This window comes from Burkholderia sp. 28_3 (genome assembly GCF_003253915.1).
In the GTDB taxonomy this organism is placed as follows: domain Bacteria; phylum Pseudomonadota; class Gammaproteobacteria; order Burkholderiales; family Burkholderiaceae; genus Burkholderia; species Burkholderia cenocepacia.
Genome location: NZ_QKZF01000004.1, coordinates 363279 through 387683, shown reverse-complemented (window position 1 = coordinate 387683; position 24405 = coordinate 363279). Strand labels below are relative to the sequence as shown.

Here is a 24405-nt window from a genome sequence, read left to right as displayed (position 1 = left end):
GGGAATTACCGTACGGAGTCCTGCTGCCTCGCGTACCCCCGAAAACGCGGCTTGTCCCCCCCGAAGGGGGGCATACCGGGGCAGTGTAAATGAGTAACTTTGTCTCTGCTTTTTTCAATCGAGAGACGAAAGATTCAGATGACCAAACTGATCAAGGACATCCTGCCGCTGGGCGCAGGCGTGGGCGAATTCACGAAGCTCGACTTCGGGATGGACGAAAGCGACTGGCGCGCGGCCGAAGGCAAGAGCGGCAACTACATCATCGGCTGGTGGGAGGGCAAGGCCGGCTCGGTGGAGTTTCCGGAAACGGCAGCCGACGAAGCGGTGTGGCTCGTCGAGGGCCGGATCGCGCTGACCGACGTCGAGGGCAATCGCAAGGAATTCACGCCGGGCCAGGGCTATCTGCTGCCGGCCGGTTTCGCGGGCCGCTGGGAGACGATCGAGGACGCGAAGAAGTTCTACGTGCTGCTCGAGCAGTCGTGATGTCGGAAACCGCCGCCGCGGCGTCGTCGTCCGTGTGACGCGAACCCGGCGGCGGTTTCGTTTTTCGCGTGTGATGGCTGGGATCATGGAAATGGAAGTCAACGAAGCAAAACGGACCGCGCCGGTCGACGCGCACGCGCTGCGCGCCGCGCCGGTCGCGCTGGGCGTCGAAGCGGCGCTCGCGAATACGAAACTGTTCCCGTACTGGCTCGACAACCCGGCCGCGCCGGCCGCCGAGCCGGTCCTCGTCGGCGACGTGACGGCCGACCTGCTGATCGTCGGCGGCGGCTTCACGGGGCTGTGGTCGGCCGTGCAGGCGAAAGAACAGATGCCGCACCTGAACGTGGTGCTGATCGAGGCCGGCAAGGTCGCGCACGGCGCATCGGGCCGCGCGGGCGGGATCATCTCGACGTCGGTGATGCACGGGCTGCCGAACGCGGTGCGCGTGTTCCCGAACGATATCGCGCAGCTCGAAGCGTTCGGACACCGCAACCTCGACGGTTTTGAGGAAACGCTGAAGCGTTACGACATCGATGCCGACATCGAGTGGAACGGCGAGATGACGGTCGCGGTCGATCCCGGGCACCTCGTGCACTTGAAGGGCGACTACGACCTGCATCGCGAATACGGTCACGACGTCGTGCTGCTGAACCGCGACGAAACACTCGCGCAACTGAATTCGCCGCTGTTCGCGGGCGCGCTGTGGTCGCGCAACCGCAGCGGCATCGTGCATCCGGCGAAGCTCGCATGGGGGCTGAAGCGCGCGGCGCTGCAGCTCGGCGTGACGCTGTACGAGCACACGCCGCTCACGAGCGTGACCGACGAAGGCAGTACGGTGTTCGTGAAGACGCCGAAGGGCAGCGTGCGCGCGCCGCGCGTCGTGTTCGGCAGCGGCACCGCGAAGGTCGGGATTCCCGACATCAACCGGCGCGTGATGCAGGTGCGCGACCACGTGCTCGCGACCGAGCCGCTGACGGACGCGCAACTCGCGCGGATCGGCTGGAAGAATCGCCAAGGCGTGTACGACACGCGCACGCAGCTCAACTACTTCCGGCTGACGAAGAACAACAACATCATCTTCGGCGGTCTGGTCAGCTATCACTTCGACGGCGACCCGGAGCCGCATCAGGACGGCCGGCGCGAAACCTACTACCGGCTCGCGGAAGCGTTCTACCGCACGTTCCCGCAACTGAGCGACGTGCGCTTCTCGCACGCGTGGGGCGGCCCGATCGACTACTGCTCGCGCGGCTCGGTGTTCGCGAAGCGCTATCTCGGCGACAAGGCCGTGTTCGTCGCCGGCTATACGGGCTTCGGCGTCGCGGCGAGCCGGTTCGGCGCGTTCATGGGGCTGAACATCCTGTTCGACCGCGACAGCCCGGAGCGCAAGCTCGACATCGCGAACCAGAGTCCGAGCTACATCCCGCCGGAGCCGATGCGCTGGGTCGCCGCGAAGATCACGTTCCATGCGTTCGACGGCGCGGATGCCGAAGGCGGCTGGAAGCGTGCGTGGATCAGCGGCCTCAAGGCGATGGGCTTCCCGATGTAAGCGACACGGCGGCCCCGCGCGGGCCGCCGCCATGACACGCTCCCCCGAGGAGACGGTCCGCACGGCGGACACGGAGAGAGACACCCCATGAACGTTGTGAACCTGCAGGATGAAGCGCGGCAGGAAAGCGCGCTGTTCGTCGTCGTGATGCTGCTGCTCGGCATGCTCGGGCCGACGGTCTTTCTCGGTCTGCCCGCGATCGTCGGGCAGGTCGAGCGCCATTGGGGCTTCGGCGAAGCGGCGCTCGGGCTGTCGAGCTTCATCGAGGTGCTCGGCGAATCGACGGGCACGCTGCTCGTCGCGTTCGTGCTCGGCCGCCAGCCGGTGCGGCTCGTGCTCGCGGGCGCGGTGACGCTCGCGGCCGGCGCGAATCTCGGCACGCTCGCGACGCACGGGCTCGTCGCGTATTCGACGTTGCAGTTCGTCGCGGGCGTCGGGTCGGGCGGGCTGAACGGCATCGCGCTGCGCTACCTGTCGTATTCGCGCGCGCCGGAGCGCAATCTCGGGATCATGCTGATGGGGCAGGTGATGTGGAGCATGGTGCTGCTCGCCTATATCTTCCCGCTGCTGAGCGGCACGTGGGGCGCGTATGGGGTGTTCGGCTTCGTGGCCTGCGTGCTCGGGATGTTCGTGCTCGCGACGCCGCTGTTTCGCCGCGGCGAAACGATGGCCGCGCCGACGCCGGCCGGCGCCGTCGGCGGCATCGACCGCAAGGGCGCGATGCTCGTGCTGTGCGCGCAGCTCGCGCTGTACGGCGGCGTCGGCGTCGTGTGGACCTTCCTCGAGAAGATCGGTACCGATGCGGGCCTGAGCGGCCGGTCGGTCTCGCTCGTGCTCGGCGTCGCGAACGTCGCGAGCCTCGTGATCTGCGCGGCGATGCCGAAGCTCGGCGCCGGCGCGGGCCTGCGCCGCTGGACGCTGATGAATCTCGGCGGCTGCGCGGTCGCGGCGGTGCTGCTCGCGATGCCGGCGTCGGTCGCGACGTTCACGCTCGGCGCGATCGTGTTCATCGGCTGCTGGACCGGCGGCGCGCTGCTGATCTACGCGACGATTCCGCAGTACGACCTGATCGGCAAGTCGGCCGCGCTGTCGCCGGGCTGCGTCGCATTGGGCTATGGCGTCGGCTCGGTCGCGGGTGGCTCGCTGATCGAACGTGCGGGCACGCAGTCGGCGCTGTTCGCGGCGATCGTGCTGTGCGCGGTCGCGTTCCTCTGTTACGGGCGGCTGCGGCCGGCCGTGTTCGGCATGGCGCGCCCGCTCGCGATGGCGCCCGAGTGACGGTTGCGACGCGCGCCGCTGCCGATGGCGGCGCGCGTCAGGTTCGGTTCATCGGCGAAGGCGGTCAGGCAGCGCGCGATTCGCGCCGTGCCGGCCGTGCGTACACGGGCAGCGGCTTCCAGCATGTTTTCGAATACCACCGATCTCGATCTCCGGCTCATCCGGGTCTTTCTGGCCGTCGTCGACGCACGCGGCATCACCGCCGCCGAGGCGTCGCTCGGCGTGCGGCAGTCGACTATCAGCACGCAGCTGTCGGCGCTCGAAGCGCGCGTCGGCTTCAAGCTGTGCGATCGCGGGCGCGGCGGCTTTCGCCTGACGTCGAAGGGCGAACGTTTCGCGGCCACCGCGCGCACGCTCGTCGCGGCGACGTCCGAATTCGTCGCGCGCGTGCGCGACATCGACCGCAAGCTGGTCGGCACGCTGTCGATCGGCTTGATCGGCCAGGCGCCGCTCGTCGAGAACGCGCGCGTGGCCGACGCGATCGGCGCGTTCCGCCAGCGCGACCAGGCCGTCACGTTCGCGATGAAGGTCGCGTCGCCGCAGGAGCTCGAGGAAAGCCTCGTCAACAACCAGCTCGATCTCGCGATCGGCTATTTCTGGCATCGCGTGCCGGGCCTGCTCTACACGCCGCTGTTCACCGAGCAGCAGGTGATCTACTGCGGGCGCGGGCATCCGCTGTTCCATGCGTCGCGGCCCGTGACGGCCGACGATCTGCAACTGCACGACTGGGTATGGCGCACCTATCCGGTGCCGGAGGAGCAGTATCCGCTGCCCGAGCGGCGCGTGACCGCGAGCGCGGACAGCATCGAGGCCGCGACGATCCTGATCCTGTCGGGCGGCCATCTCGGCTACCTGCCCGCGCATTACGCGGAGCCGTTCGAGCAGCGCGGGCTCGTGAAGGCGGTCGGCCGCGCGACGTTCAGCTTCGACGTGCCGCTGCATCTCGCGATGAAGCGCAGCACGAGCGACAAGCCGATCGTCGACGCGTTCTGCGAGGACCTGCTGCGCGCGTTCAACATCAAGGCGGCCGCGCTCGCCGCGTAGGTTCGCGCCCCGCGCTCAGCAGTCGACCAGCACCCAGTCGAACAGCTCGCGGCGCGTGCGCACGCCGAGCTTCGCGAACGCGCGCTTCACGTACGACTCGGCCGTCGACAGCTTCACGTCGAGCTGCTGCGCGGCCTCGGGCACCGAGCGCCCGCACAGCATCAGCCGGCAAATCTCATGCTCGCGGCGCGACAACTGCACGTGCTGCCGTTCGAGCCGCGCATCGAAGCCCGCCTGCGACGCGGCATTCACCGACACCGCCGCCACACGCCGTGCCGCACAGGTGCGCGCGTGCAGCTCGAACATCGGAAACAGCAGATCGACCATCTGCCGGAAGTGGAACAGCTCGTCCGTCGTGAACGCGGCCCGCTCGACCGTGCGCGCGAGGCCGAGCGCGTATTGCTGATGCGCATTGCCGTGCACGAGCAGGCATTCCTGAGCGATGCCCGGTTCGTCGAAGATGCGCCGGCGGAATTCGCCTTGCGCGATGCCGGCGACATGGCGCTGCACGAGCAGCGTCCCCGCCTTGCCGCGCAGCGGCGCGACCAGCGGGTCGGTCTGGCAGTAGTCCTGGTAATAGACGTCCATCACGCGCAGCGTATCGGCCGCGAAGCGCAGGCTGCCGCTGCCCAGCCATTCGACGACGAAGCCCGACGTACTGGCCGGGTCCGCGCGCCAGCGTTCGAGATGCACGGCGTCGGCGTCGATGCTGTCGTTGACGAATTCCGTGACCGCATCGACGAAATCCGGCGTGCCGACCGCGCGTAGCGTCGCGCCGAGCGTATCGGGACGCACGCCGATCAGGTAGTGGCCGCGGGCGGCCGGGTCGGGCTGGAGAAGTCGCATGGTCGGGCGAGGCGGTCGGAGGGGACAGCGCGACGTTACGCGAACGCCGCGCACGCGTCAGCCGGGAATTCACCGGATCAACCGCACGAATTTCGTGCGTTGTCCCCAAAACGACGACAAGACCGCGCGGCGGGCGGGCCGGAAATCGCAAAAGCCCCCGCGCCGGGGGGGCATACCGGCGCGAATCGTCTGCCTATAGTGAAAGCGCTTCGAAAACCTGACGACCAGAAAGGACAGGCCATGCAGATTCAACCGACGCCGGCCGCCGCGACGCCGGCGGATTTCGTTTTGACCCACGCGAGGGTTTACACCGTCGATCCGCACCGGCCGTGGGCGCAGGCCGTTGCCGTGCGCGACGGCCGGATCGTGCATGTCGGCGATACCGCGTCCGTGCGCGCGTACGTCGGCGCGAACACGAAAGTCGTCGATGCGGCCGGCCGGCTCGTGCTGCCGGGCTTCGTCGAATCGCACTGGCACTTCGAGACGACCGCGTTCGCGTTCCAGGCGTTCGTCAACTACGAGGATCCGCACCAGGTGCTCGCCGCGTTACGCACCTACGTCGAATCGCATCCCGATGAGCCGGCGATCACCGGGATGGGCTGGGTGCAGGCGACGATCCCGCCGGCGATGCTGCGCAAGGAGACCCTCGACGCGGTGTGCGCGGATCGCCCCGTGTGCCTGCTGTCGACCGATTTCCATTCGATGTGGGTGAACTCGAAGGCGCTGGAAATCGCCGGCATCGACGCGTCGACGCCACCCGTGCAGGAAGGCGCGAGCTGGTTCGAGAAGGACGCGGCGACGGGCGAGCCGACCGGGCTGATCGTCGACGGCGCCGCGTACTCGCTGCTGCTGCAGCGGATCAGCGCGGCCGGCCTGCTGCCGACCGGCATCGACCTGTATCTGAAATCGATTCCGCCGTGGCAGGAGAAGCTGTGCGCGGCCGGCGTGACGACCGTGTTCGACGCGGGCTTCTTCGATGCGAGCGGCGACCAGTCGCTGCTGTACGAGACGCTGCAGACGATGGAGCGCGCGGGCGACCTGAAGCTGCGCGTGGTCGGCAGCGTCGCGGTGATCGGCGAGATCGACGATCCGGTCGGCACGCTGGTCCGGTATCGCGAGCGGTACGATTCGCCGCTCGTGAAGGCGCGCGCGCTGAAGCTGTTTCTCGACGGCACCGAGGCGAACCACACCGCGTACCTGCTGGAACCGTATGCGGACCGCCCCGATACCTGCGGCGCGCCGACGATGCCGGCCGACACGTTCAATCGCTATCTGGTCGACGCCGATCGCGCGAACGCGAACGTGATGGTGCACTGCGTCGGCGACGCGGCCGTGCGGATGGCGCTCGACGGCTTCGACGCCGTCAACCGCACGAACCCGCCGCGCGATCGCCGTCATGTGATCACGCACGCGTTCCTCACGCATCCGGACGACATTCCGCGCTTTCGTCGCGCGGGCGTGATGGCGAACACGCAGTTGCAATGGGGCGTGGTCGACGCGTACACCGAGCAGTTGCGCGACCACTACGGCCACGAACGCTGGAGCAACATGTACACGTTCCGCACGTTCGTCGACGCAGGCGTGACGGTGTCGATCGGCATGGATGGCCTCGCGTGCCAGTGCCGCTGTCAGCACAAGCCACTCGAACACATCGAGTCGGGCCATACGCGGCAGCTCGCGGGCGAGCCCGATGCGCCGGTGTTCCCGGACATCGCCGAACGCCTGAGCATTCCGCAGCTGATCGCCGCGTACACGATCCACGGTGCGTACCAGCTCGGCATGGAGCACGAGGTCGGCTCGCTGACGCCCGGTAAGCGCGCGGATCTCGTCGTGCTGGAGCGCGACCTGTTCGAGGTCGGGCAATACGACATCGGGCGCATCGACGTCGGGCTGACGATGATGGGCGGCCGCATCACGCACGTGGGCGACGATTTCGGCGCGCGGACGGGCCTGCAGGCGTCGTGAACGGCGGCGGGCCGGCGATGCGGCGACGGAAGCTTTCAAGTCGCTTCCGTTGCCGCCGATTGTGCGGCGTGTCCCCCTGTTGGCAGGGCAGACCGGCCAATTTCCTCTGGCTACATTTTTCCGGACCGAAGCACGCGCCGCTCATCGCGGGCGGATCATGACATCGACGGAGGAAAACATGGCAGCGGACTGGAAACATCGGGTGAAGAACGCATGCGCGGCGCTCGCGCTGGGTGGTTTCGCCGGGGCGGGCGTGCCCGTCGCGCAGGCGGCGGACGTCGTCAACGTGTACAACTGGGGCAATTCGATCGGCAAGGCGACGATCGCGAACTTCGAGAAGGCGACCGGCATCAAGGTCGTCTACCAGGAGTTCGATTCGAACGAGACGCTGCAGGCGAAGCTGCTGTCGGGTACGTCGGGCTACGACGTCGTCGTGCCGTCCGACATCTTCTGGGCGCGGCAGTTGCAGGCCGGCATCTACCGCAAGATCGACCGAAGCCAGGTGCCGAACTACGGGCTGCTCGATCCGGACATCATGAAGGTGCTGTCGAGAGATGATCCGGGCAACCAGTTCGGCATTCCGTGGACGTGGGGCACCGACGGGCTGGGAATGAACGTCGAGAAGGTGAAGGCCGCGCTCGGCGCCGACGCGCCGCTCGACAGCTGGTCGCTGCTGTTCGATCCGAAGTACGCGAAGAAGCTGAAGCGCTGCGGCGTGTCGGTGCTCGATTCGCCGGTCGATGCATTCGGGATGGCGTTCGTGTACCTGAAGAAGGATCCGAACACGACGAACCCGGCCGACTACCAGGCCGCGTACGAGCTGCTGAAGACGGTACGGCCGTACATCACGCAGTTCAATTCGAGCAGCTACATCAACGATCTCGCGGGCGGCGACATCTGCCTCGCGCTCGGCTGGTCGGGTGACGTGAATTCCGCGCGGATCGCGGCTGCCGCCGCGAAGAAACCGTATCGAATCAAGTACGTGATCCCGACCGAAGGCAGCGCGATGTGGTTCGACATGATGGCGATTCCGAAGGATGCGCCGCATCCGGACGCCGCGCTGAAGTTCGTCAACTTCGTGCTGTCGGAGCAGGAGAGCGCCAACCTGACCAACGACACGTCGTATCCGTCGGCCGTGCCGTCGTCGCGGCACCTCGTGCGCGCCGAGGTGACGAGCGATCCGGCCGTGTTCCCGCCCGCCGACGTGATCCGCCGGCTGAGCCTCAGCAAGCCGGTTCCGCCCGAGCTGATGCGGCTGCAGAACCGTCTGTGGACGAAGCTGAAGACCGAGTAAGCCGCCCCGCACACCCGCACCTCTTTCGCGCGCCCCGCCGTCGATCGCGGCGGGCGGGGGCGCGTGCGTCCCGACGACCACCGACACCATGAACATCAAACACATGACGGCGCTGTGCGCGCTCGCGTTCGACGCGGCCGCGGCATTCGCCCATACACCGCACGCGACCGACGCGAGCCGGATGAAGGCATTGCAGGCGCAGGTCACCGCGCTGCAGCGGCAGGTGAACGCGCTGCGCGCGAGCATGCTGGCGGCGAAGCCGGCCGGCGCGGCAACGACCGCCACGACTGCCACGACCGCGACGACCGCCGCATCGGCCGGCGCGAAGATCGGCACGATCAACACGGCCGCGGCCGCCGCGCAGGCTGCCGATTCGGCGCGCGCGTTCACGAACGACGACCTGCAGCAGATGCGCGAGCAGATCGCGAACGCGTCGCTGAAGGTCGATGCGTTGCAGGAGGCGGCGACGACCGGCCCGCTCGCGGGCCTGAGCATCACCGGCTACGTCGATCCCGTGTACCTGTTCAACCGCGCGCAGCGCACGTCCGGCTTCCAGTTCCTGAACCACGATCCGGGCGCGTACGACTACTTCAACAGCACGATCGGCGACGTCTACCTCGACATCAGGAAGACCTTCGGCGTCGGCCCGATGGCGCCGTCGGCGGAGATCGTGATCCAGCCGAACCGCGGCTTCGGCAACGTGTTCAGCAATGCGCACGGCGGCATCGGCAACAACATCGTCACGCAGGCGCAGGTCAACGTGCCGCTCGGCACGACGCGCACGTTCGAGATCGGGATGATGCCGAGCCTCGCCGGCTACGAGGTGCAGCCGTCGAACCAGATGCTCACGCTCACGCACGGATTGCTGTACGACTTCAGCGAGCCGGGCAACCTGGTCGGTATCGGGCTGAAGGGCTCCAACGCGGCGATGACGCGCTTCTGGCAGGTCGTGATCGGCAACGAGGTGCTGCGCACGGCCGGCGCGATCGCGAATGCGGCGAACAACACGACGAAGCCGAACTGGACGCCGACGATCACCGCGCGCTTCGACAACGCGACGTCGACGGCGTTCGACTTCGGCCTCTCCGGGATGCTCGGCCGGCAGTCGCTGTTCTCGCCGTGCGCGGCGGGCGGCTACGGCTACCAGTGCAACGGCTCGTCGCCGACCGGCCTCTACAAGTACGTGGAAGCCGACATGACCTATACGCACGACAAGACGCAGATCAACGCACAGGTCGACTACGGCGAGCTGCAGAAGGGCGCATGGAACGGCGGCACGGCGCGCTGGTACGGGATGTCGCTGCTCGGCCATACGAAGTGGACGACGTCGTGGCTCGGCCGCATGGGCGCGACGCTGCGCTTCGACTACCTGAACAACGCGTCGAACGGCGGCGGTGGCACGAACATCCAGTACGGGCTCGCGGGCGGCAACCCGTCGGTGAACGGGTCGAGCGGCTTCGGCATCGATCCGTCGTGCTTCCAGGGCTCGGCGACGAACGGCACCGAGTGCAAGGGCGCGCAACGCTATGCGATCACGGCCGACCTGTTGTTCTATCCGACGCAACAGATCACCGTGAAGGTCGAATATCGACACGACGCGGCGAATCATCCGGTGTTCCTGAAGAGCAACGGCACCTATGCGCGCAGCAACGACCTGGCCGGCATGCAGTTCATCTACTCGTTCTGACCGTTCCGACGGCCGGCGCGCGCCGGTTCGTTCGTAAAACGCATCCCATGCCGGGCCGCGCGGGCCCGGCGCTCATTCGACACAGGAGGTTTGATCTTGAAGCTGCACACTTTCGCGACCGACGTCACCGATCCGCGCGAGCGGGGCCGCCTGATCGGCGCGCGCTTCGCGCCGGCGATCCGCGAGACGGTCGCGCTGTATCTCGCGTTCTTCCCGAAGCTCGGCATCGATCCGCAGCGCGCGCGGGCGATCGGCGAGGCGAGCCTCGCGGCGCTCGATGCATGGTGTCCGCGCCTCGCCGCCGAGGTGGAGGCGACCGCCGACGGCGCCGACCTGCCGCGCTGGCAGCTCGCGTGCCTGAACGCGCGCACCGAGATTCTCGCGACCGCGCCCGCGTCGGCCGAAGGCGAGTGCTCGACGACCGTGTACGCGCCGGCCGGCCCGCATGCGCCGCGCACGCTGCAGACGTGGGACTGGCACGACAGTCTCGCGCCGCAGGGGCTGCTGATGCGGTTCGCGACGCCGCAGGGCCGCACCGTCAAGCTGTTCACCGAATTCGGGATGCTCGCGAAGCTCGGCGTGAACGACGCGGGGCTCGGGCTGCACTTCAACATCCTGCATCACGCGAGCGACGACGATGGTGGCGGCGTGCCGGTGCACGCGATCGCGAGACGGCTGCTCGAGGATGCGACGACGGTGCCGGAGGCGATCGAGCTGGCGCGCACCGCGCGCGTCAGCGCCTCGACGGTGCTGACCGTGTTCACGCGACACGATGCGAACCCGCGCGCGGCGAGCATCGAGCTGAGCCCGTCCGGCGTCGGCGTGGTCGTGCCGCGCCCGGACGGCTGGCTGCTGCATACGAACCACTTCCTCGATCACGCGTTGAGCGGCGGCGAATGCATGCCCGACAGCTCGACCACGCGCGAGCGCTTCGCGCACCTGAACGCGGTCGTGGCGGGGATGACGGGCGCCGATGTGCGCGAACGCGCGGCGGCGATGTGCGGCGCGGCCGGCGACGCGGCCGTGGTGTGTTTCCACCCGGATCGGTCGATGCCCGACACCGAGCGCTGGGAAACGCTGCTGACCGTCGGCATCGATACCGACGCGTGCGCGCTCGACTACGTGGCCGGCAATCCGCACGACCTTGCGCGCGACGGGTTCATGCGGTTCTGACGCGACGCGCGGGCGACGGTCGGCAGGGTGGCACGGCGGCACGCGTGGGCCGCCGTTGTGGCGCTCAGGCGTCGATGCGCTCGACCTTGCCGACGAGCAGCCCGTACGACAGGCTGCCCGCGAGCGCCATCGCGGCGATGTAGGTGATCGCGTGCGAGAAGTCCGCACCGTCGACCAGCAGCCCGATCACGATCGGTGTCGCGATCGCGGACAGGTTGCCGACCAGGTTGAACACGCCGCCCGTGAGGCCGAGCAGCCGTGCAGGCGCGAGCCCCGACACGAGCGACCACGTGATCGACGCGAAGCCGTTGCCGAAGAATGCGATCGTCATGAACGCGATTACCCAGCCGGTCGAGCTCACGTAGTTCGCGCCGATGATGCAGGTCGAGATCAGCAGCCCCGAGATGATCGGCAGCTTGCGCGCGAAGCCCTGCGATGCGCCGCGCCGCATCAGCCAGTCCGACAGCACGCCCGAGCACAGCACGCCGACGAACGCGGCGAGGAACGGCAACGACGCGAGGAAGCCCGACTTGATGAAATCCATCCCGCGATACTTGACGAGGTAGGTCGGGAACCACGTGAGGAAGAACCACAGCGTCGAGTTCAGCGCGAACTGGCCGAGGTAGATGCCCCACAGCTTGCGCCGGCCGAGCACGACGCCGAGGTCGCGCCACGTCGACGGCGCGCGTTCGCTGCGCGCCGCGACGCGGTCCTCCAGATCGACGAGGCCGCCGCCGTCGCGGATCAGCGCGATTTCGGCCGCGTTGACGCCGCGCAACGCGCGCGGCTCGCGATATACCGCGTACCAGATCGCGGCCCACGCGATGCCGGCGAGGCCGGTCGCGACGAACACCATGTGCCAGCCGAGATGCACCTGCAGCCACGCGAGCACCGGCGTGAGGAACGCGAGGCCGACGAACTGGCCCGACGTGTAGCCGCCGATCGCGCTTGCGCGTTCGCGGGTCGGGAACCACGTCGTCACCACGCGGTTGTTGATCGGGTAGGCCGGCGCTTCGAGCGCGCCCACCGCGAGGCGCAGCACGATCAGCCCGACGAACGAACCGGCGAAGCCGAGCAGCAGCGTCGCGGCCGACCACAGTGCGAGCGCGCCCGCATACAGCACGCGCGGCGAGACCTTGTCGACGAGCCAGCCGCCCGGAATCTGCATCAGCGCATAGGTCCAGCCGAACGCGGAGAACACGAGGCCCGCGCGAACCGGATCGATGTTCAGTTCCTTGAACAGCTCGGGCGCCGCGATCGACAGGTTGCTGCGGTCGAGATAGTTGATCACGACGGTGACGAACAGCAGCGCGAGAATCAGCAGCCGCTTGCGGCTCGGCGGCGTGGACGAGGTCGCCGCCGCGGTCGCGCGGGCGGCGGAATCAGATGCGGCGCCGGTGCGCGCGGATGCCCGCTGCGGCGGGTTGGCATGGGTGCGTGACGCGGATTGGGCCACGGTCGTCTCCTGTGTTCTATGCCCCGGCCGGCGCTCGCGAACGAGGTGGCCGAATCGAATGGCGTTGGGGCGAACGTTAGAGCCGTGGCGCGGCGTGCGTCAACATTTGGGCAGGCATCCCCATTAATGGGACGTTTGCCGTTCAATATATGGGAACGTGCCGACAGGCGCGGACCGGCGTCGTCACGAAAGAGCGCAAGCAGGCGAACGGTCAGCCGCCCGTGCTGTCGTCGCGATAGCCGCTCTTGCCGACGAAGATCTCCTTCAACGCAGCGCGCAGCGTGCCCGGATCGTACTGACCGGGCGCGAGATGGATCACGTAACGCGTCTGGCCGTCGAGCCGCGCGGCGATGCCCGGTTCGATCTCGACGTCGATCGTGTCGTCGGTCAGACACACCGACAGATCCTTGACGCGCACGTTGAGCTGGTCGCGCACCATCACTTCGATCCGCGCATCGTCCGGAAAGCGCGACAGCGCGAAGCAATAGTCCTGCTCCGCATCGTGACAGTAGATATTGGCGAAGCTTTCGTCGTCGAGGTCGGACGTGGCCGTGCCGACGGTAGCGTGAAGTTCCTTGACGTCCTCCTCTCCCGAAAGAGAGAGGATTCCCACACCTGGCGATGCACGTCCGCATCGGAGAATGTTCAACGCAGCGTTGGTATCTCGATCATGCTCGACACCACATCTACTGCAGGCCCACTCTCTTATTCTCAGTCCCGCGATACCTTTCGGCCGCGTCGTGCTGTCTTTCGACCCGCACGACGAACAGGACTGGGTAGAACCGCTTTCGTCCACTTCCTCGAACGTGGCTCCGTGCGCGATCGCTTTGTAACGGAGCTTGTTTCGGAAGGACGACCAGGATGCGTCGTAGACGCTCTTCGCCATCCTGGTTCTGGCGAGTTTGACCGCCGACACGTTGCCGACCGCGATGTAATCGAAGCGCCGCACCAGATCGAGCGCGAGCTTGTGCTGGAAGTCGGCGCGGGAGTTCGCGACCTTGGCGTGCAGCTTCGCGATATGCCGCTTGTGCTTGCGTGCTCGCTGCGCTTTCGCCAGCTTCTCCGCCGCGCGCCGACCGAACTGGTCATTGGGCAGCTTCTCTCCGGTCGAAAGTGTGGCGAAGTCTTTCAGGCCGAGATCGATGCCGACGCCGGAACGGATCGGGCGGGCCTGCACATCCGGCATCTCGATCACGATGTTGAGAAACCAGTTGCCGCGTGCATCCTGCGCAAAGTTGGTCCCGTCCTTGATCTTGCCTTCGGGAAGCGGTCGGCTGTTGAACACGCGAAACGTGTTGCCGGCGAAACGGAACGCGTCACCCTCGCGCTTCAGGTCACGGCCCTTCAGCGGCACCCAGCCCAACGATTTCCTGCCGCGATAGCGCAGGTAGGGCCGACGGCGCTGACTGCGCGACTTCGCATATTGCTCGCACGTCGCGTTGACCGTGCCGGAGTGAATACCGAGTTCCTTGCTGCTGCCGGTCGTGAGCACATTCAAGTCGAAACCGGTCGGCCACTTCTTGTTCCACTTCAGCGCGTGCTTCTGTGTGTCGTTGCAGAAGTTCCAGACGTAGTTCACCACACGGCTCTGCTTGTTGAGCAGTCCGTTGAGCGACTTCACCCGGTAGCGATAGACAAGAATCATGTAGGTGATCCTATCCCGTGGAAGAAGCTGTCTGTCAACAGCACGCCTTTCTTCCCCGTCCTGAAGTACGGGGTTTCTCGGAGCAACTGATGAACGTAGTTCCTGCCGAAGGGTTATTTGTGAGCATACATCGTCGTTTCGGTCTCAGCCGCGTTGTCGGGCATCGCGTCGGCCTGCACGTCGCGCGCTTTCAGCCACAGCCCGAATTCGCGCATCACGTCGACCACCGGCCGCAGCCGGTCGCCGTCCGCGGTGAGATCGTACTCGACGCGCACCGGCACTTCCGGATAGACGGTTCGCCGCACGAGCCCCGCGTCTTCCAGCGCACGCAGGTCGAGCGTCAGCATGCGCTGCGAGATGCCCGGCATGTCGCGCCGCAGGTCGCTGAAGCGGCGTGGCCCGTCGAGCAGATACGACACCAGCAGCAGCCGCCAGCGGCCGCCGAGCACGCGCATCGCTTCTTCAACGGAACATCCTGTCGCACTCGTTTTCATTGCGCCGAATCCTGGTCGGTAAATTTTTTGTGACTACGGCACAAACGACTGCCGTCTTCTCAGCCATGCGCCGATGCGAGATATTAGCGCCCGCGTCGCGGCGAATCGATACATGGACACTCACGAAGGAAACATATGAAGCTCTATCACGCTCCCGGCAGCTGTTCGCAGGCGATCTGCATCGTGCTGCGCGAAGCCGATATCGACGCCGAGATCGTCAAGGTCGATGCGCGCAAGCATGTCGTCGAAGGCGGCCGCGATTACTACGACGTGACCGAACTCGGCTACGTGCCGCTGCTCGAACTCGACGACGGTACGATACTGCGCGAAGGGCCGGTGATCGCGCAGTATCTCGCGGACCAGCGCCCGGAAGCCGCGCTCGCGCCCGCTTACGGCACGCTCGCGCGCTACCGGCTGATGGAATGGCTGAACTTTCTCGGCACCGAGATCCACAAGGGTTTCATCCCGCTGCTGTATGCGGTGCAGGCGGGGAAGTACGTCGAGCCCGTGCGGCAGAAGCTAGACGGCCGCTTCGCATGGATCGACCGCCAGCTCGACGGCAGGACGTTCGTCACCGGCGACACGTTCACCGTCGCCGATGCGTACCTGTTTGCGTTGACCGGCTGGGGCAAGGCCGACTGGATGCGCTCGGTGTACAACGCGGATATCGACCTGAGCCGGCACGCGCATCTGCGGGCGTGGTACGAGCGGGTGCGCGAGCGGCCGGCGGTGCAGCAGGTGCTGGCGGCCGATGCACGGCCGACCGCGTCCTGACGCATTCAACGCGCCAGCGTCACCGCCAGATACCCCGCATAACCCGCGCCATTCGCGAGCAACGCCCAGATCGCGAGCCCGCGCGTGCGCGCATTGATGCGCAGCCAGGCCGCCGCCGCGAGCGTGATGATCACGCCGGTCAGCACTTCGGGGCGCGGCTCCCACGGCGTCAGCATGATGCCGATCGCCGGCAGCAGCGTGCCCTGGAACACCATCGCGCCGGTGATGTTGCCGAACGCGAGCGTGTCCTTCCGGCGGCGGATCCACAGCACGCTGTTGACCTTCTCCGGTAGTTCCGTCGCGATCGGCACGATGATCAGCGACAGCAGCAGCGCCGACACGCCGAGCACGTGCGACACGCCTTCCACGCCGTGAATGAAGCCCTTCGCCCCACCCACCAGCAGCGCGACGCCGATCAGCAGTTGCAGCACGATCGTCGCCAGGTTGGTCGGCAGGCCGATGCGCGACAGGAACATCGCGTGCGGCGCCTCCGTGCCGTGCCCGGCGTCGACGAGCCCGGTCGATGCACGGAACGTCATCACGACGTACATCACGTAGAGCCCGACCAGCATCGCGGCGAGCAGCGCGCGCACGGCCCAGTTGTGATGCGGAACGAACATCGCGACGGTCGCCAGCGAGAACGCGGCGAGGAACGTGTTCATGTCGCGCACGAAGCCGGTGCGTTCCGGCGTGATCGTGCCGCGCAGCCCGCGCGTGCGGATCACGGCGAGCGTCATCAGGAACGTGGTGAGCGTCGCGAGCATCAGCGGCGCGCCGAGAATCGCGCCGACGCCGATCTCCTCGTTCACGGCCTGGTTCGACGTGCCGCCAGCCAGCGCGAGCAGCGGCACCATCGTTTCGGGCAGCGCGGTGCCGACGGCCGCGAACAGCGAGCCCGTCACGCCTTCGGAAATCTTCAGGCGTTCGCCGAGATGTTCGAGCGCATTGGTGAAGACTTCGGCCGCGACGAGGATCACGACCAGCATGAACGCCAGTTCGACAAACATGAAGGTCATGCGGCACCTCCGCAGGCAGCGGTGGCGTGGGCAAGGCGAGCAGGGAGGAACATGGGGACTCCGTGGTCGGACGCTGACGAACCATGACACATCCGCCGACGTCCGACCAGGAACGACGCGATGTGCCGATGGTCTCGCCAAGCCGATCAGGCCGAACGCGCCACGGCCGCAGGCCGAGTGTGTTGACGCGTTCGCTTTCCGGGGGCGGAAAGCAGGCTACTCCCCAAAGACGGAGAGCAGTCTAGCCGAGCGGTTTTCTTTCGACAAGCCTTCGTCTCGAAAAAAATATACCCCTCCGCCCTATAGGGGCAGCCTTCCGGAGATATACTCCCCTACCCTATACAGGAGCCATCGATGAGTCATACCGTCCGCGAGAAACAGAAGCTGCTGAACCGCGTGCGCCGTATCAAGGGACAGGTGGAAGCGATCGAGCGGGCGCTGGAAGAAGAGCGCGGCTGCAACGACGTGCTGCAACTGATCACGAGCTGCCGCGGCGCGATGAACGGCCTGCTGGCCGTCGTGCTGGAAGACCACATCCGGTCGCATCTCGTCGATGCGGACACGCCCGATGCGCACGAGGGCAGCGCGACCGAGCAGCTGATCGAGGTCGTGCACAGCTATTTCAAGTAACCGGATGCAAACATGAACGAATTCGACGGCGCGGCGGCGGGCGGCGCGCACAGCCACGCATTTCTGGGCGCCGCACATGCGCGCAACGAGCGGAAGACGTGGATGGTCATCGGCTTGTGTACGGCGATGATGATCGCCGAGATCGTCGGCGGCACGCTGTTCGGCTCGCTCGCGCTGGTCGCCGACGGGCTGCACATGTCGACGCATGCGGGCGCGATGCTGATCGCCGCGCTGGCCTATACCTATGCGCGCCGGCATGCCGACGATCCGCGTTTCGTGTTCGGCACCGGCAAGCTCGGCGACCTCGCCGGTTTCACGAGCGCGATCGTGCTGGCGATGATCGCGGTGCTGATCGGCTATGAGGCGATCGCGCGCCTGCTGGCGCCGGTGCCGATTCATTTCGGCGAAGCGATTCCGATTGCGGTGCTGGGGCTTGCCGTGAACCTCGCGAGCGTGTGGCTGCTCAGCGGCGACCACCATCACGGGCATGGTCACGGCCATCACCATGCGCACGGGCGCGACCGTCACGATGATCATGACCACGACGACGCGCACCACGCGCATCATGCTCACGGTTCGCACTCGGCCGCGCATCACGACCACAACATCCGGTCGGCCTACGTTCACGTGATCGCCGACGCGGCCGTATCGGTGCTGGCGATCGTCGGCCTGCTGCTCGCGCGCGCGTTCGGATGGGTCTGGATGGACCCGCTCGCGGGCATCGTCGGCGCGCTGGTGATCGCCAACTGGGCGTACGGGCTGATGCGCGATACGGGCAGGATCCTGCTCGACGTCAACGTCGATCGCAAGCTGACGGACAACGTCCGCCGCGCGATCGAGGCGCTCGGCGACACGGTCAACGATCTCCATGTGTGGCGCGTGGGCCCCGGGCACATGAGCGCGATCGTGTCGGTCGAATCGGCCGACACCGCGCGCGATGCACGTTTCTACCATGCGCTGGTCGCGGGCTTCGACGGCGTGTCGCACGTGACCGTCGAAGTGCTGACGCCCGCGAAGGCGGCCTGATCGTGGCCGTGAAATCGCCGTGTATCGAGCTGTGCGCGGTCGACGGCCGCACGGGCTTTTGCGTCGGCTGCCTGCGCACCCGCGACGAGGCGCGCGACTGGAAGAAGCTGACCGACCATCGCCGGCACCAGATCCTCAACGACCGCACGCGCCGGCAGGCGAAACTTCGGCACGGTACGGCGGAATAGCGGGCGCGCACGCACGGCGTGCGGTCGTGTCACGGGACTGCAGTAGCATCACAGGCATTCGACATCTGGATCCCTGAACCGGAGCGACCCATGCAGACCGACTCATCGACCGGCATTCTTCGGCAGATTCCACGCAGCGTGTGGGTGCTCGGCTGTGTCAGCCTGCTGATGGACGTGTCGTCCGAAATCATCCACAGCCTGTTGCCGATGTTCCTGATGGCGGGGCTCGGCGCGAGCGCGACGACGATCGGCCTGATCGAGGGGATCGCCGAGGCGACGTCGCCGGTCGTCAAGGTGTTCTCCGGCACGCTGAGCGACTATCTGCGCAATCGCAAATGGCTCGCGGTGACCGGCTACGCGCTCGGCGCGCTCAGCAAGCCGCTGTTCGCGATCGCGCCGACGATCGGCGTCGTGGTGACCGCACGCATCGTCGACCGCGTCGGCAAGGGGATTCGCGGCGCGCCGCGCGATGCGCTCGTCGCCGACGTCACGCCCGTTCACCTGCGCGGCGCCGCGTACGGGTTGCGCCAGTCGCTCGATACGGTCGGCGCGTTCCTCGGGCCGCTGCTGGCCGTCGTCATCATGCTGGTGTGGCGCGACGATTTCCGCCTCGCGTTCTGGCTGGCCGTGATCCCCGGCGTGCTCGCCGTGGCGCTGCTCGCGTTCGGCATCGACGAACCGGCGCGTGCGCCGGGCGAGCCGCGCGTCAATCCGATCCGCCGCGAGGTCGTCGCGCAACTCGGCGCCCGCTACTGGTGGGTCGTGGCCGTCGGCGGCGTGTTCGCGCTCGCGCGTTTCAGCGAGGCGTTCCTGGTGCTGCGCGCGATGGGCAGCGGCGTGCCCGTCGCGCTCGTGCCGCTCGTGATGGTCGCGATGAACGTCGTGTACGCGTTGTCCGCTTACCCGTTCGGCAAGCTCGCCGATACGACGAGCCACACGACATTGATGGTGATCGGGCTCGTCATGCTGATCGCCGCCGATATCGTGTTGGCGCACGGCGCGCACTGGCCGGCCGTGCTCGTCGGCGTCGCGCTGTGGGGGCTCCATATGGGCATGACGCAAGGGCTGCTCGCGACGATGGTCGCGCATGCCGCGCCGGCCGAATTGAGAGGGACGGCGTTCGGCGTGTTCAACCTGATCAGCGGCATCGTGACGCTCGTATCGAGCGTCGTCGCGGGCTTCCTGTGGGACCGGGCCGGTGCTGCTGCCACGTTCTACGCGGGGGCGGTGTTCAGCGCGGCGACCATCGCGCTGCTCGTGTGCGTTCGCACGTCGTTCGGCACGGTGCAGGATCGCTAGCCGCACGACGCGGCGGCGCACGCGCTAACGATCGGTGCCGCGCGGAAAATAAAGCGCGAACGTCGTGCGCCCGTCGCGGCTCGCGACCTCCACCTTGCCGCGATGCAGCTCCATGATCGACTTCACGATCGCGAGCCCGAGCCCCGCGTTGCGCGCCGCGCCGTGCCGCGACGAATCGATCCGGTAGAAGCGCTCGAAGATCCGCTCGACCTGTTCGGGCGGAATCGCGGCGCCGCGGTTCGTGACTTCGACGACCGCGTAGCCGCGTTGTACGGACACGGCCAGCTCGATCGTCGACGCGGCGTGCGCGTGTTCGAGCGCATTCGACGCGAGGTTGCTGACCGCGCGCCGGAACAGCGTCGCGTCCGCGACGACCGGCGCTTCGCCATGCACGTCGATGCGCACGCCGGCCTCGTCGGCCAACGCCTGGAAATACGACGCGAGGCGGCGCAGTTCGCTGCCCGCGTCCAGTTCGGCGGTCTTCAGGTGCTGCCGCGCATTGTCGGTGCGCGCGAGAAACAGCATGTTCTCGATCATCCGCTGCAGCCGTTCGCATTCCTCGATGTTCGATTCGATCAGCGCTTCGTATTCGTCGACGGTGCGGGCGCGCGACAGCGTGATCTGCGACGAGCTGATCACGTTCGCGAGCGGCGTGCGCATGTCGTGCGCGAGATCGGACGAGAACTGCGACAGCCGCACGAACGCGCGTTCGAGGCGGTCGAGCATCCGGTTCACCGACGTGGCGAACTCGCGCAATTCGACCGGGCCGCCGCGCGCGTCGAGGCGTGCGTTCAGGTTGTGCGCCTCGATGCGCGACGTCTGCCGGCCGAGGCTTTCGACCGGGCGCAGGCCGCGCGACGCGACCGCGTAGCCGAGCGCGCCGACCAGCAGCGCGCCGACGGCCGCCGCGAGCCAGATGTCGACACGATAGCTTTCGAGCAGCGACTGCCGATCGGTCGCGGTGCGCGCGAGCGCGACCTCGATCGCTTCGCCGGACGGCAGCGTTTCGCGCGCGTACACGCAGCGCGACGTGCCGATGCCGGGCGGCGCGCACGTGAACGGCCCATCGGCGCTGCCAGCCGGATGCGGCGCCGAGATCACCGATGCGAGCGTGTTGCCGGCTTCGTCGGAATGCTCGACGAGCGGCTGGTGTCGCGCATCGTAGATGCCGAGATAGACGCCCGGATGTGACAGCAGCACGTCATGGAACACGGCCGGGTCGGCGCGCAGCGCGGCCGTCGAGCCGCTGGCGCGTGCCAGTTGCAGGAACTGGTTGAGCTTGGCGGAGATCTCGATGTCGTCGCGCCGCGTCAGTTCGGCGGACAGCGAACGATAGAGATACGCGCCGGTCAGCGCGAACACGAGCGCCGCGACGGCGGCGAACGCGAGCGTCAGGCGCCGCAGCAGCGAATACGACGCGGGGCGCGCGGTCACGAACGATCCTCGAGCACGTAGCCCATGCCGCGGATCGTGTGGATCAGCTTCTTCTCGTAAGCGTTGTCGATCTTCGCGCGCAGGCGCTTGATCGCCGCATCGACGACGTTCGTGTCGCTGTCGAAATTCATGTCCCAGATCTGCGACGTGATGAAGGTGCGCGTCAGCACCTCGCCTTCGCGTTCCGCGAGCAGCTGCAGCAGCGCGAATTCCTGTGCGGTCAGGTCGATGCGGGCGTCGGCGCGCCGCACGCGGCGCTTGAGCAGGTCGATTTCCAGATCGGCGACGTGCAGGACGTCGCGCACGTTGCGCGGCGCGCGCCGCAGCAGCGAGCGGATACGTGCGAGGAATTCGGCATACGCGAACGGCTTGAGCAGGTAATCGTCGGCGCCGAGTTCGAGCCCGGCGACCTTGTCCTCGATCGCGTCGCGGGCCGTGAGCAGCAGCACGGGCGTCTGCTTCTGCGCACGCAGCCGCCTGAGCACCTCGAAGCCGTCGAGCTCCGGCAGCATCACGTCGAGCACGACCAGGTCGAAATCCTCGTGCAATGCGAGGAACAGCCCGTCCTTGCCGTTTTCCGCGACGTCGACCGTGTAGCTCGCCTCCGTCAGGCCCTTCCGCAGGTAGGACGCCATCTTGGGTTCGTCTTCGACTATCAGTATCCGCATGGTGAGGCAGGCTGTCCGTGATTCCAGCCGGTCAGTGTAACGCCGGAGCGTACGGTGTCGCGCGTGCGCGCAGGATGACCGGCGGATGACGGAATTGTCATGAAAAGCCGGTCATGTTCCGGCCATGCCGTCGTCACCGCGGCGGCGATAAGCTGCGACCGTCTTGTCCCCGGAGCGCGCCGTCGCGGCGCCGCGATGGCCCGAACGATCGCTGTCTGCCCGATTTCGCATCCATGTCGTACTGGCGCACATTCCTCGTCGTCGTGTTGCTCGCGCTGAGCCTGCCGATCCAGTCGTTCGCGGCTGTTTCGATGCAGTGCGCGAGCGTCGCCGCGCCGCATGAGGAGAATGTGTCGCACGCGATGCCGGCCGCGCAGGATGGTCATGCCGATCACGGCGACCACGCGCGGCATGCGTCGTCGTGTGTCGCGTGCGTGTCCTGCTGCTTCGGCACGGGCATGTCGGGGGCGCCTGCGGTGCCGGCCGCGGCGAGCGGCGGCGTCACGATCGTCGCGCCGCCGCCTTCGGCTGCGGACGTGTCGTTCCTGACCGGCGGCATCGACCGGCCGCCGCGCCGGATGCCCGCCTAGTCCCTGCCCGTGGCCGACCGGCCGCGATCCGCCCTCTACTCCGGCGGCCGCCTCAGGCGCGCCGGACGACTTACGACGAGACATGTTCATGCGATTGATCATTGCGGCGCTAATGGGCGCGGCGGCCCTCGTGCCGTCGCTCGCGCCCGCGCAAACCCCGTTGCCCGATCCGGCGGACGCCGCCGCGTCGGTGCCGGACGTCACCGTGACGTCCGCGTTCGACGGCTACCGGCCGTATCGGGACGATGCAGGCCCGGGCTGGAAGCAACTGAACCGGGACGTGACGGCGCGGCCCGCGAAAGGGCGTACGACCGGCGGCGCGGCCGGCAACGGCGCGGCCCATTCGACGCATGGAGGGGCCGCGCGATGACGACGTTCGCGATATCGCGGAGGATCGGCGCGGCCGTGGTCGCGCTGGCGTTCCTCGCGGGCTGCACGACGTTTTCGAAGGACGGTGGGTTCGACGCCGTGTCGTCCGCCGCATCGGCGCGCATCGGCAAGGACGCGGTGGTGGTCAGGACCGACGCCGACCGCGAAGCCGTCGACCGGCGGACGAAGGAACTGCTCGGCAAGCCGCTGTCGATGGACGACGCGGTGCAGGTCGCGCTGCTGAACAACCGCGGGCTGCAGGCGTCGTACGCGGAGCTGGGGCTGTCGGAGGCCGACCTCGTGCAGGCCGGCCGGTTGCCGAACCCGCGCTTCGCATTCAGCCGCACGCGTGCCGGCGACGGCGAGCTAACGCTCGGCCGCACGTTCTCGGCGAACGTGTTCGCGCTGCTGACGATGCCGCTTGCGACGAAGATCGAGCGCCGCCGTTTCGAGCAGACCAGGCTGGAAACGACCGATGCGATGCTGAAGGTCGCGGCCGATGCGCGCCGGGCCTATGTGGAAGCGGTCGCCGCTGAGCAGGCCGCGAACTATGCGCAGCAGGTGCGCGACGCCGCGAGCGCGGCCGCCGAACTGGCGCTGCGCATGCGGCAGGCCGGCAACTTCAGCCGGCTCGACTACGCGCGCGAACAGGCGTTTCATGCCGACGCGGTCGCGCAGCACGCGAAGGCGCGCCAGCAGGCCGTCGCCGCACGCGAGAAGCTCACGCGTGCGATGGGGCTGTGGGGCGAACGCACGCGGTACGCGCTACCCGAACGCCTGCCGGATTTGCCGAAGGCGCGCCCGGATCTGCCCGATCTCGAGCGCTTCGCGATGCGCAACCGCCTCGACATCCAGGCGGCGAAGCTGCGGACGCAGGGCGTCGCGTCGTCGCTCGGCCTGAGCAAGGCCACGCGTTTCGTCAACGCGGTCGAGCTCGGTTACGTGAACGACTACGAGACCGGCAAGGGCCACGAGCACGGCTACGAGATCAGCGTCGAGATTCCGCTGTTCGACTGGGGCGGCGCGAAGGTCGCGCGCGCCGAGGCCGTCTACATGCAATCGGCGAACCTGCTCGCGAAAACGGCCATCGATGCCCGCTCCGAAGTACGCGAATCGTACGCGGCGTACGTGACGAGCTACGACGTCGCGACGCACTATCGCGACGAAGTCGTGCCGCTGCGCAAGACGATTTCCGACGAACTGCTGCTGCGCTACAACGGGATGCTCGCGAGCGTGTTCGAGCTGCTGACCGATGCGCGCGAACAGGTTGGCGCGGTCAACGGCTACATCGACGCGCTGAAGGACTACTGGCTCGCCGAAACCGATCTGCAGATGGCCGTCGGCGGCCGGTTGCCGTCGTCGGGCGCTGCGCCGCGCGCACCGCATGACGCCGAATCGGCACCCGCATCCACACTCGGCGCCGACGCTGCGCGGCAGCCGGCTTCCACCCCCGCGGCGCCATCGGCGCCCGCCACGCAACCGCATCCGGAAGGTCATTGA

At 67.5% G+C, this 24405-nt stretch carries 23 protein-coding genes, 1 pseudogene and 1 riboswitch; of the genes and pseudogenes, 16 read left to right on the top strand and 8 right to left on the bottom strand.

What is annotated here, in order from left to right; translation table 11 throughout:
- The first annotated feature begins 138 nt into the window (after nucleotides 1-138).
- The 4 genes from DFS13_RS12520 (at nucleotide 139) to DFS13_RS12500 (ending at nucleotide 4351) form a co-directional block, all read left to right on the top strand.
- Nucleotides 139-483 carry a cupin domain-containing protein gene (locus DFS13_RS12520; RefSeq protein WP_077020780.1) on the top strand — a complete coding sequence of 115 codons (345 nt, stop codon included), beginning with the start codon at nucleotides 139-141 and terminating at the stop codon, nucleotides 481-483.
- Between the two features lie 85 nt (nucleotides 484-568).
- A complete protein-coding gene (locus DFS13_RS12515) occupies nucleotides 569-2029 on the top strand; it encodes an FAD-binding oxidoreductase (RefSeq protein ID WP_077020781.1) in 1461 nt (486 codons plus the stop codon).
- Nucleotides 2030-2116: 87 nt separating this feature from the next.
- On the top strand, nucleotides 2117-3307 hold the full coding sequence (locus DFS13_RS12510; RefSeq protein WP_077020782.1) for an MFS transporter: 1191 nt from the start codon (nucleotides 2117-2119) through the stop codon (nucleotides 3305-3307).
- Nucleotides 3308-3430: 123 nt separating this feature from the next.
- Nucleotides 3431-4351, top strand: coding sequence for a LysR family transcriptional regulator (locus tag DFS13_RS12500; protein WP_012493096.1), 921 nt, complete (start codon nucleotides 3431-3433; stop codon nucleotides 4349-4351).
- 15 nt (nucleotides 4352-4366) lie between these two features.
- Here the strand turns inward: DFS13_RS12500 and DFS13_RS12495 are convergent, their stop codons facing one another.
- Nucleotides 4367-5197 carry a helix-turn-helix transcriptional regulator gene (locus DFS13_RS12495; RefSeq protein ID WP_006495819.1) on the bottom strand — a complete coding sequence of 277 codons (831 nt, stop codon included), beginning with the start codon at nucleotides 5195-5197 and terminating at the stop codon, nucleotides 4367-4369.
- Between the two features lie 240 nt (nucleotides 5198-5437).
- Between DFS13_RS12495 and DFS13_RS12490 the strand changes: the two genes are divergently transcribed.
- The 4 genes from DFS13_RS12490 to DFS13_RS12475 all read left to right on the top strand — a co-directional run bounded on the left by DFS13_RS12490 (nucleotide 5438) and on the right by DFS13_RS12475 (nucleotide 11316).
- The gene (locus DFS13_RS12490; protein ID WP_077056675.1) at nucleotides 5438-7162 is read left to right on the top strand and encodes an amidohydrolase; all 1725 of its coding nucleotides are present in this window, start codon (nucleotides 5438-5440) and stop codon (nucleotides 7160-7162) included.
- A gap of 178 nt (nucleotides 7163-7340) precedes the next feature.
- On the top strand, nucleotides 7341-8456 hold the full coding sequence (locus tag DFS13_RS12485) for a polyamine ABC transporter substrate-binding protein (protein WP_060212916.1): 1116 nt from the start codon (nucleotides 7341-7343) through the stop codon (nucleotides 8454-8456).
- 88 nt (nucleotides 8457-8544) lie between these two features.
- On the top strand, nucleotides 8545-10143 hold the full coding sequence (locus DFS13_RS12480; RefSeq protein WP_080431264.1) for a DUF3138 family protein: 1599 nt from the start codon (nucleotides 8545-8547) through the stop codon (nucleotides 10141-10143).
- A 96-nt stretch (nucleotides 10144-10239) separates the two neighbouring features.
- The gene (locus DFS13_RS12475) at nucleotides 10240-11316 is read left to right on the top strand and encodes a C45 family peptidase (RefSeq protein WP_060213005.1); all 1077 of its coding nucleotides are present in this window, start codon (nucleotides 10240-10242) and stop codon (nucleotides 11314-11316) included.
- A 64-nt stretch (nucleotides 11317-11380) separates the two neighbouring features.
- Here the strand turns inward: DFS13_RS12475 and DFS13_RS12470 are convergent, their stop codons facing one another.
- From DFS13_RS12470 to DFS13_RS12460, 4 genes and pseudogenes are all read right to left on the bottom strand, one after another.
- Nucleotides 11381-12772: an MFS transporter gene (locus tag DFS13_RS12470; RefSeq protein WP_060212914.1), complete on the bottom strand. Its 1392-nt coding sequence runs from the start codon at nucleotides 12770-12772 to the stop codon at nucleotides 11381-11383.
- 211 nt (nucleotides 12773-12983) lie between these two features.
- Nucleotides 12984-13379 carry a hypothetical protein gene (locus DFS13_RS40610; RefSeq protein WP_208328483.1) on the bottom strand — a complete coding sequence of 132 codons (396 nt, stop codon included), beginning with the start codon at nucleotides 13377-13379 and terminating at the stop codon, nucleotides 12984-12986.
- Nucleotides 13368-14417, bottom strand: a pseudogene (locus DFS13_RS12465) (RNA-guided endonuclease InsQ/TnpB family protein); the annotation flags it as partial. The gene DFS13_RS40610 and the pseudogene DFS13_RS12465, both read right to left, overlap by 12 nt.
- Nucleotides 14418-14530: 113 nt before the next feature.
- A complete protein-coding gene (locus tag DFS13_RS12460) occupies nucleotides 14531-14911 on the bottom strand; it encodes a helix-turn-helix domain-containing protein (RefSeq protein WP_048984205.1) in 381 nt (126 codons plus the stop codon).
- Between the two features lie 135 nt (nucleotides 14912-15046).
- Between DFS13_RS12460 and gstA the strand changes: the two genes are divergently transcribed.
- Nucleotides 15047-15685, top strand: coding sequence for a glutathione transferase GstA (gene gstA / locus DFS13_RS12455; RefSeq protein WP_060212912.1), 639 nt, complete (start codon nucleotides 15047-15049; stop codon nucleotides 15683-15685).
- Nucleotides 15686-15690: 5 nt separating this feature from the next.
- On the opposite strand, the gene DFS13_RS12450 is transcribed toward gstA, so the two are convergent.
- The gene (locus DFS13_RS12450) at nucleotides 15691-16701 is read right to left on the bottom strand and encodes a sodium:calcium antiporter (protein ID WP_048984209.1); all 1011 of its coding nucleotides are present in this window, start codon (nucleotides 16699-16701) and stop codon (nucleotides 15691-15693) included.
- Nucleotides 16702-16770: 69 nt separating this feature from the next.
- Nucleotides 16771-16938: riboswitch (yybP-ykoY riboswitch) on the bottom strand.
- Nucleotides 16939-17055: 117 nt separating this feature from the next.
- Here DFS13_RS12450 and DFS13_RS12445 point away from each other — a divergent pair.
- From DFS13_RS12445 to DFS13_RS12430, 4 genes are all read left to right on the top strand, one after another.
- Nucleotides 17056-17331 carry a metal/formaldehyde-sensitive transcriptional repressor gene (locus DFS13_RS12445; RefSeq protein WP_006479857.1) on the top strand — a complete coding sequence of 92 codons (276 nt, stop codon included), beginning with the start codon at nucleotides 17056-17058 and terminating at the stop codon, nucleotides 17329-17331.
- Nucleotides 17332-17343: 12 nt separating this feature from the next.
- Entirely contained in the window at nucleotides 17344-18357 is a 1014-nt protein-coding gene (dmeF, locus tag DFS13_RS12440) for a CDF family Co(II)/Ni(II) efflux transporter DmeF (protein ID WP_060212909.1), read from the top strand.
- A 2-nt stretch (nucleotides 18358-18359) separates the two neighbouring features.
- Nucleotides 18360-18545: a DUF1289 domain-containing protein gene (locus tag DFS13_RS12435; protein ID WP_080431263.1), complete on the top strand. Its 186-nt coding sequence runs from the start codon at nucleotides 18360-18362 to the stop codon at nucleotides 18543-18545.
- Nucleotides 18546-18635: 90 nt separating this feature from the next.
- Nucleotides 18636-19844: an MFS transporter gene (locus DFS13_RS12430; protein ID WP_060212906.1), complete on the top strand. Its 1209-nt coding sequence runs from the start codon at nucleotides 18636-18638 to the stop codon at nucleotides 19842-19844.
- A gap of 24 nt (nucleotides 19845-19868) precedes the next feature.
- Here the strand turns inward: DFS13_RS12430 and DFS13_RS12425 are convergent, their stop codons facing one another.
- Both DFS13_RS12425 and DFS13_RS12420 read right to left on the bottom strand, forming a co-directional pair.
- Nucleotides 19869-21278, bottom strand: a complete 1410-nt coding sequence (locus tag DFS13_RS12425; protein ID WP_111441755.1) for a heavy metal sensor histidine kinase — start codon at nucleotides 21276-21278, stop codon at nucleotides 19869-19871.
- Complete coding sequence (locus tag DFS13_RS12420; protein ID WP_034202840.1) at nucleotides 21275-21946, bottom strand: heavy metal response regulator transcription factor; 672 nt, start codon at nucleotides 21944-21946, stop codon at nucleotides 21275-21277. The genes DFS13_RS12425 and DFS13_RS12420 overlap by 4 nt, the downstream gene beginning before the upstream one ends.
- Nucleotides 21947-22179: 233 nt before the next feature.
- Here DFS13_RS12420 and DFS13_RS12415 point away from each other — a divergent pair, with 233 nt between their 5' ends.
- The 3 genes from DFS13_RS12415 to DFS13_RS12405 all read left to right on the top strand — a co-directional run bounded on the left by DFS13_RS12415 (nucleotide 22180) and on the right by DFS13_RS12405 (nucleotide 24405).
- A complete protein-coding gene (locus DFS13_RS12415; protein ID WP_048984221.1) occupies nucleotides 22180-22536 on the top strand; it encodes a hypothetical protein in 357 nt (118 codons plus the stop codon).
- 88 nt (nucleotides 22537-22624) lie between these two features.
- Entirely contained in the window at nucleotides 22625-22906 is a 282-nt protein-coding gene (locus tag DFS13_RS12410; protein ID WP_048984381.1) for a hypothetical protein, read from the top strand.
- The gene (locus DFS13_RS12405; protein ID WP_111441754.1) at nucleotides 22903-24405 is read left to right on the top strand and encodes a TolC family protein; all 1503 of its coding nucleotides are present in this window, start codon (nucleotides 22903-22905) and stop codon (nucleotides 24403-24405) included. The genes DFS13_RS12410 and DFS13_RS12405 overlap by 4 nt, the downstream gene beginning before the upstream one ends.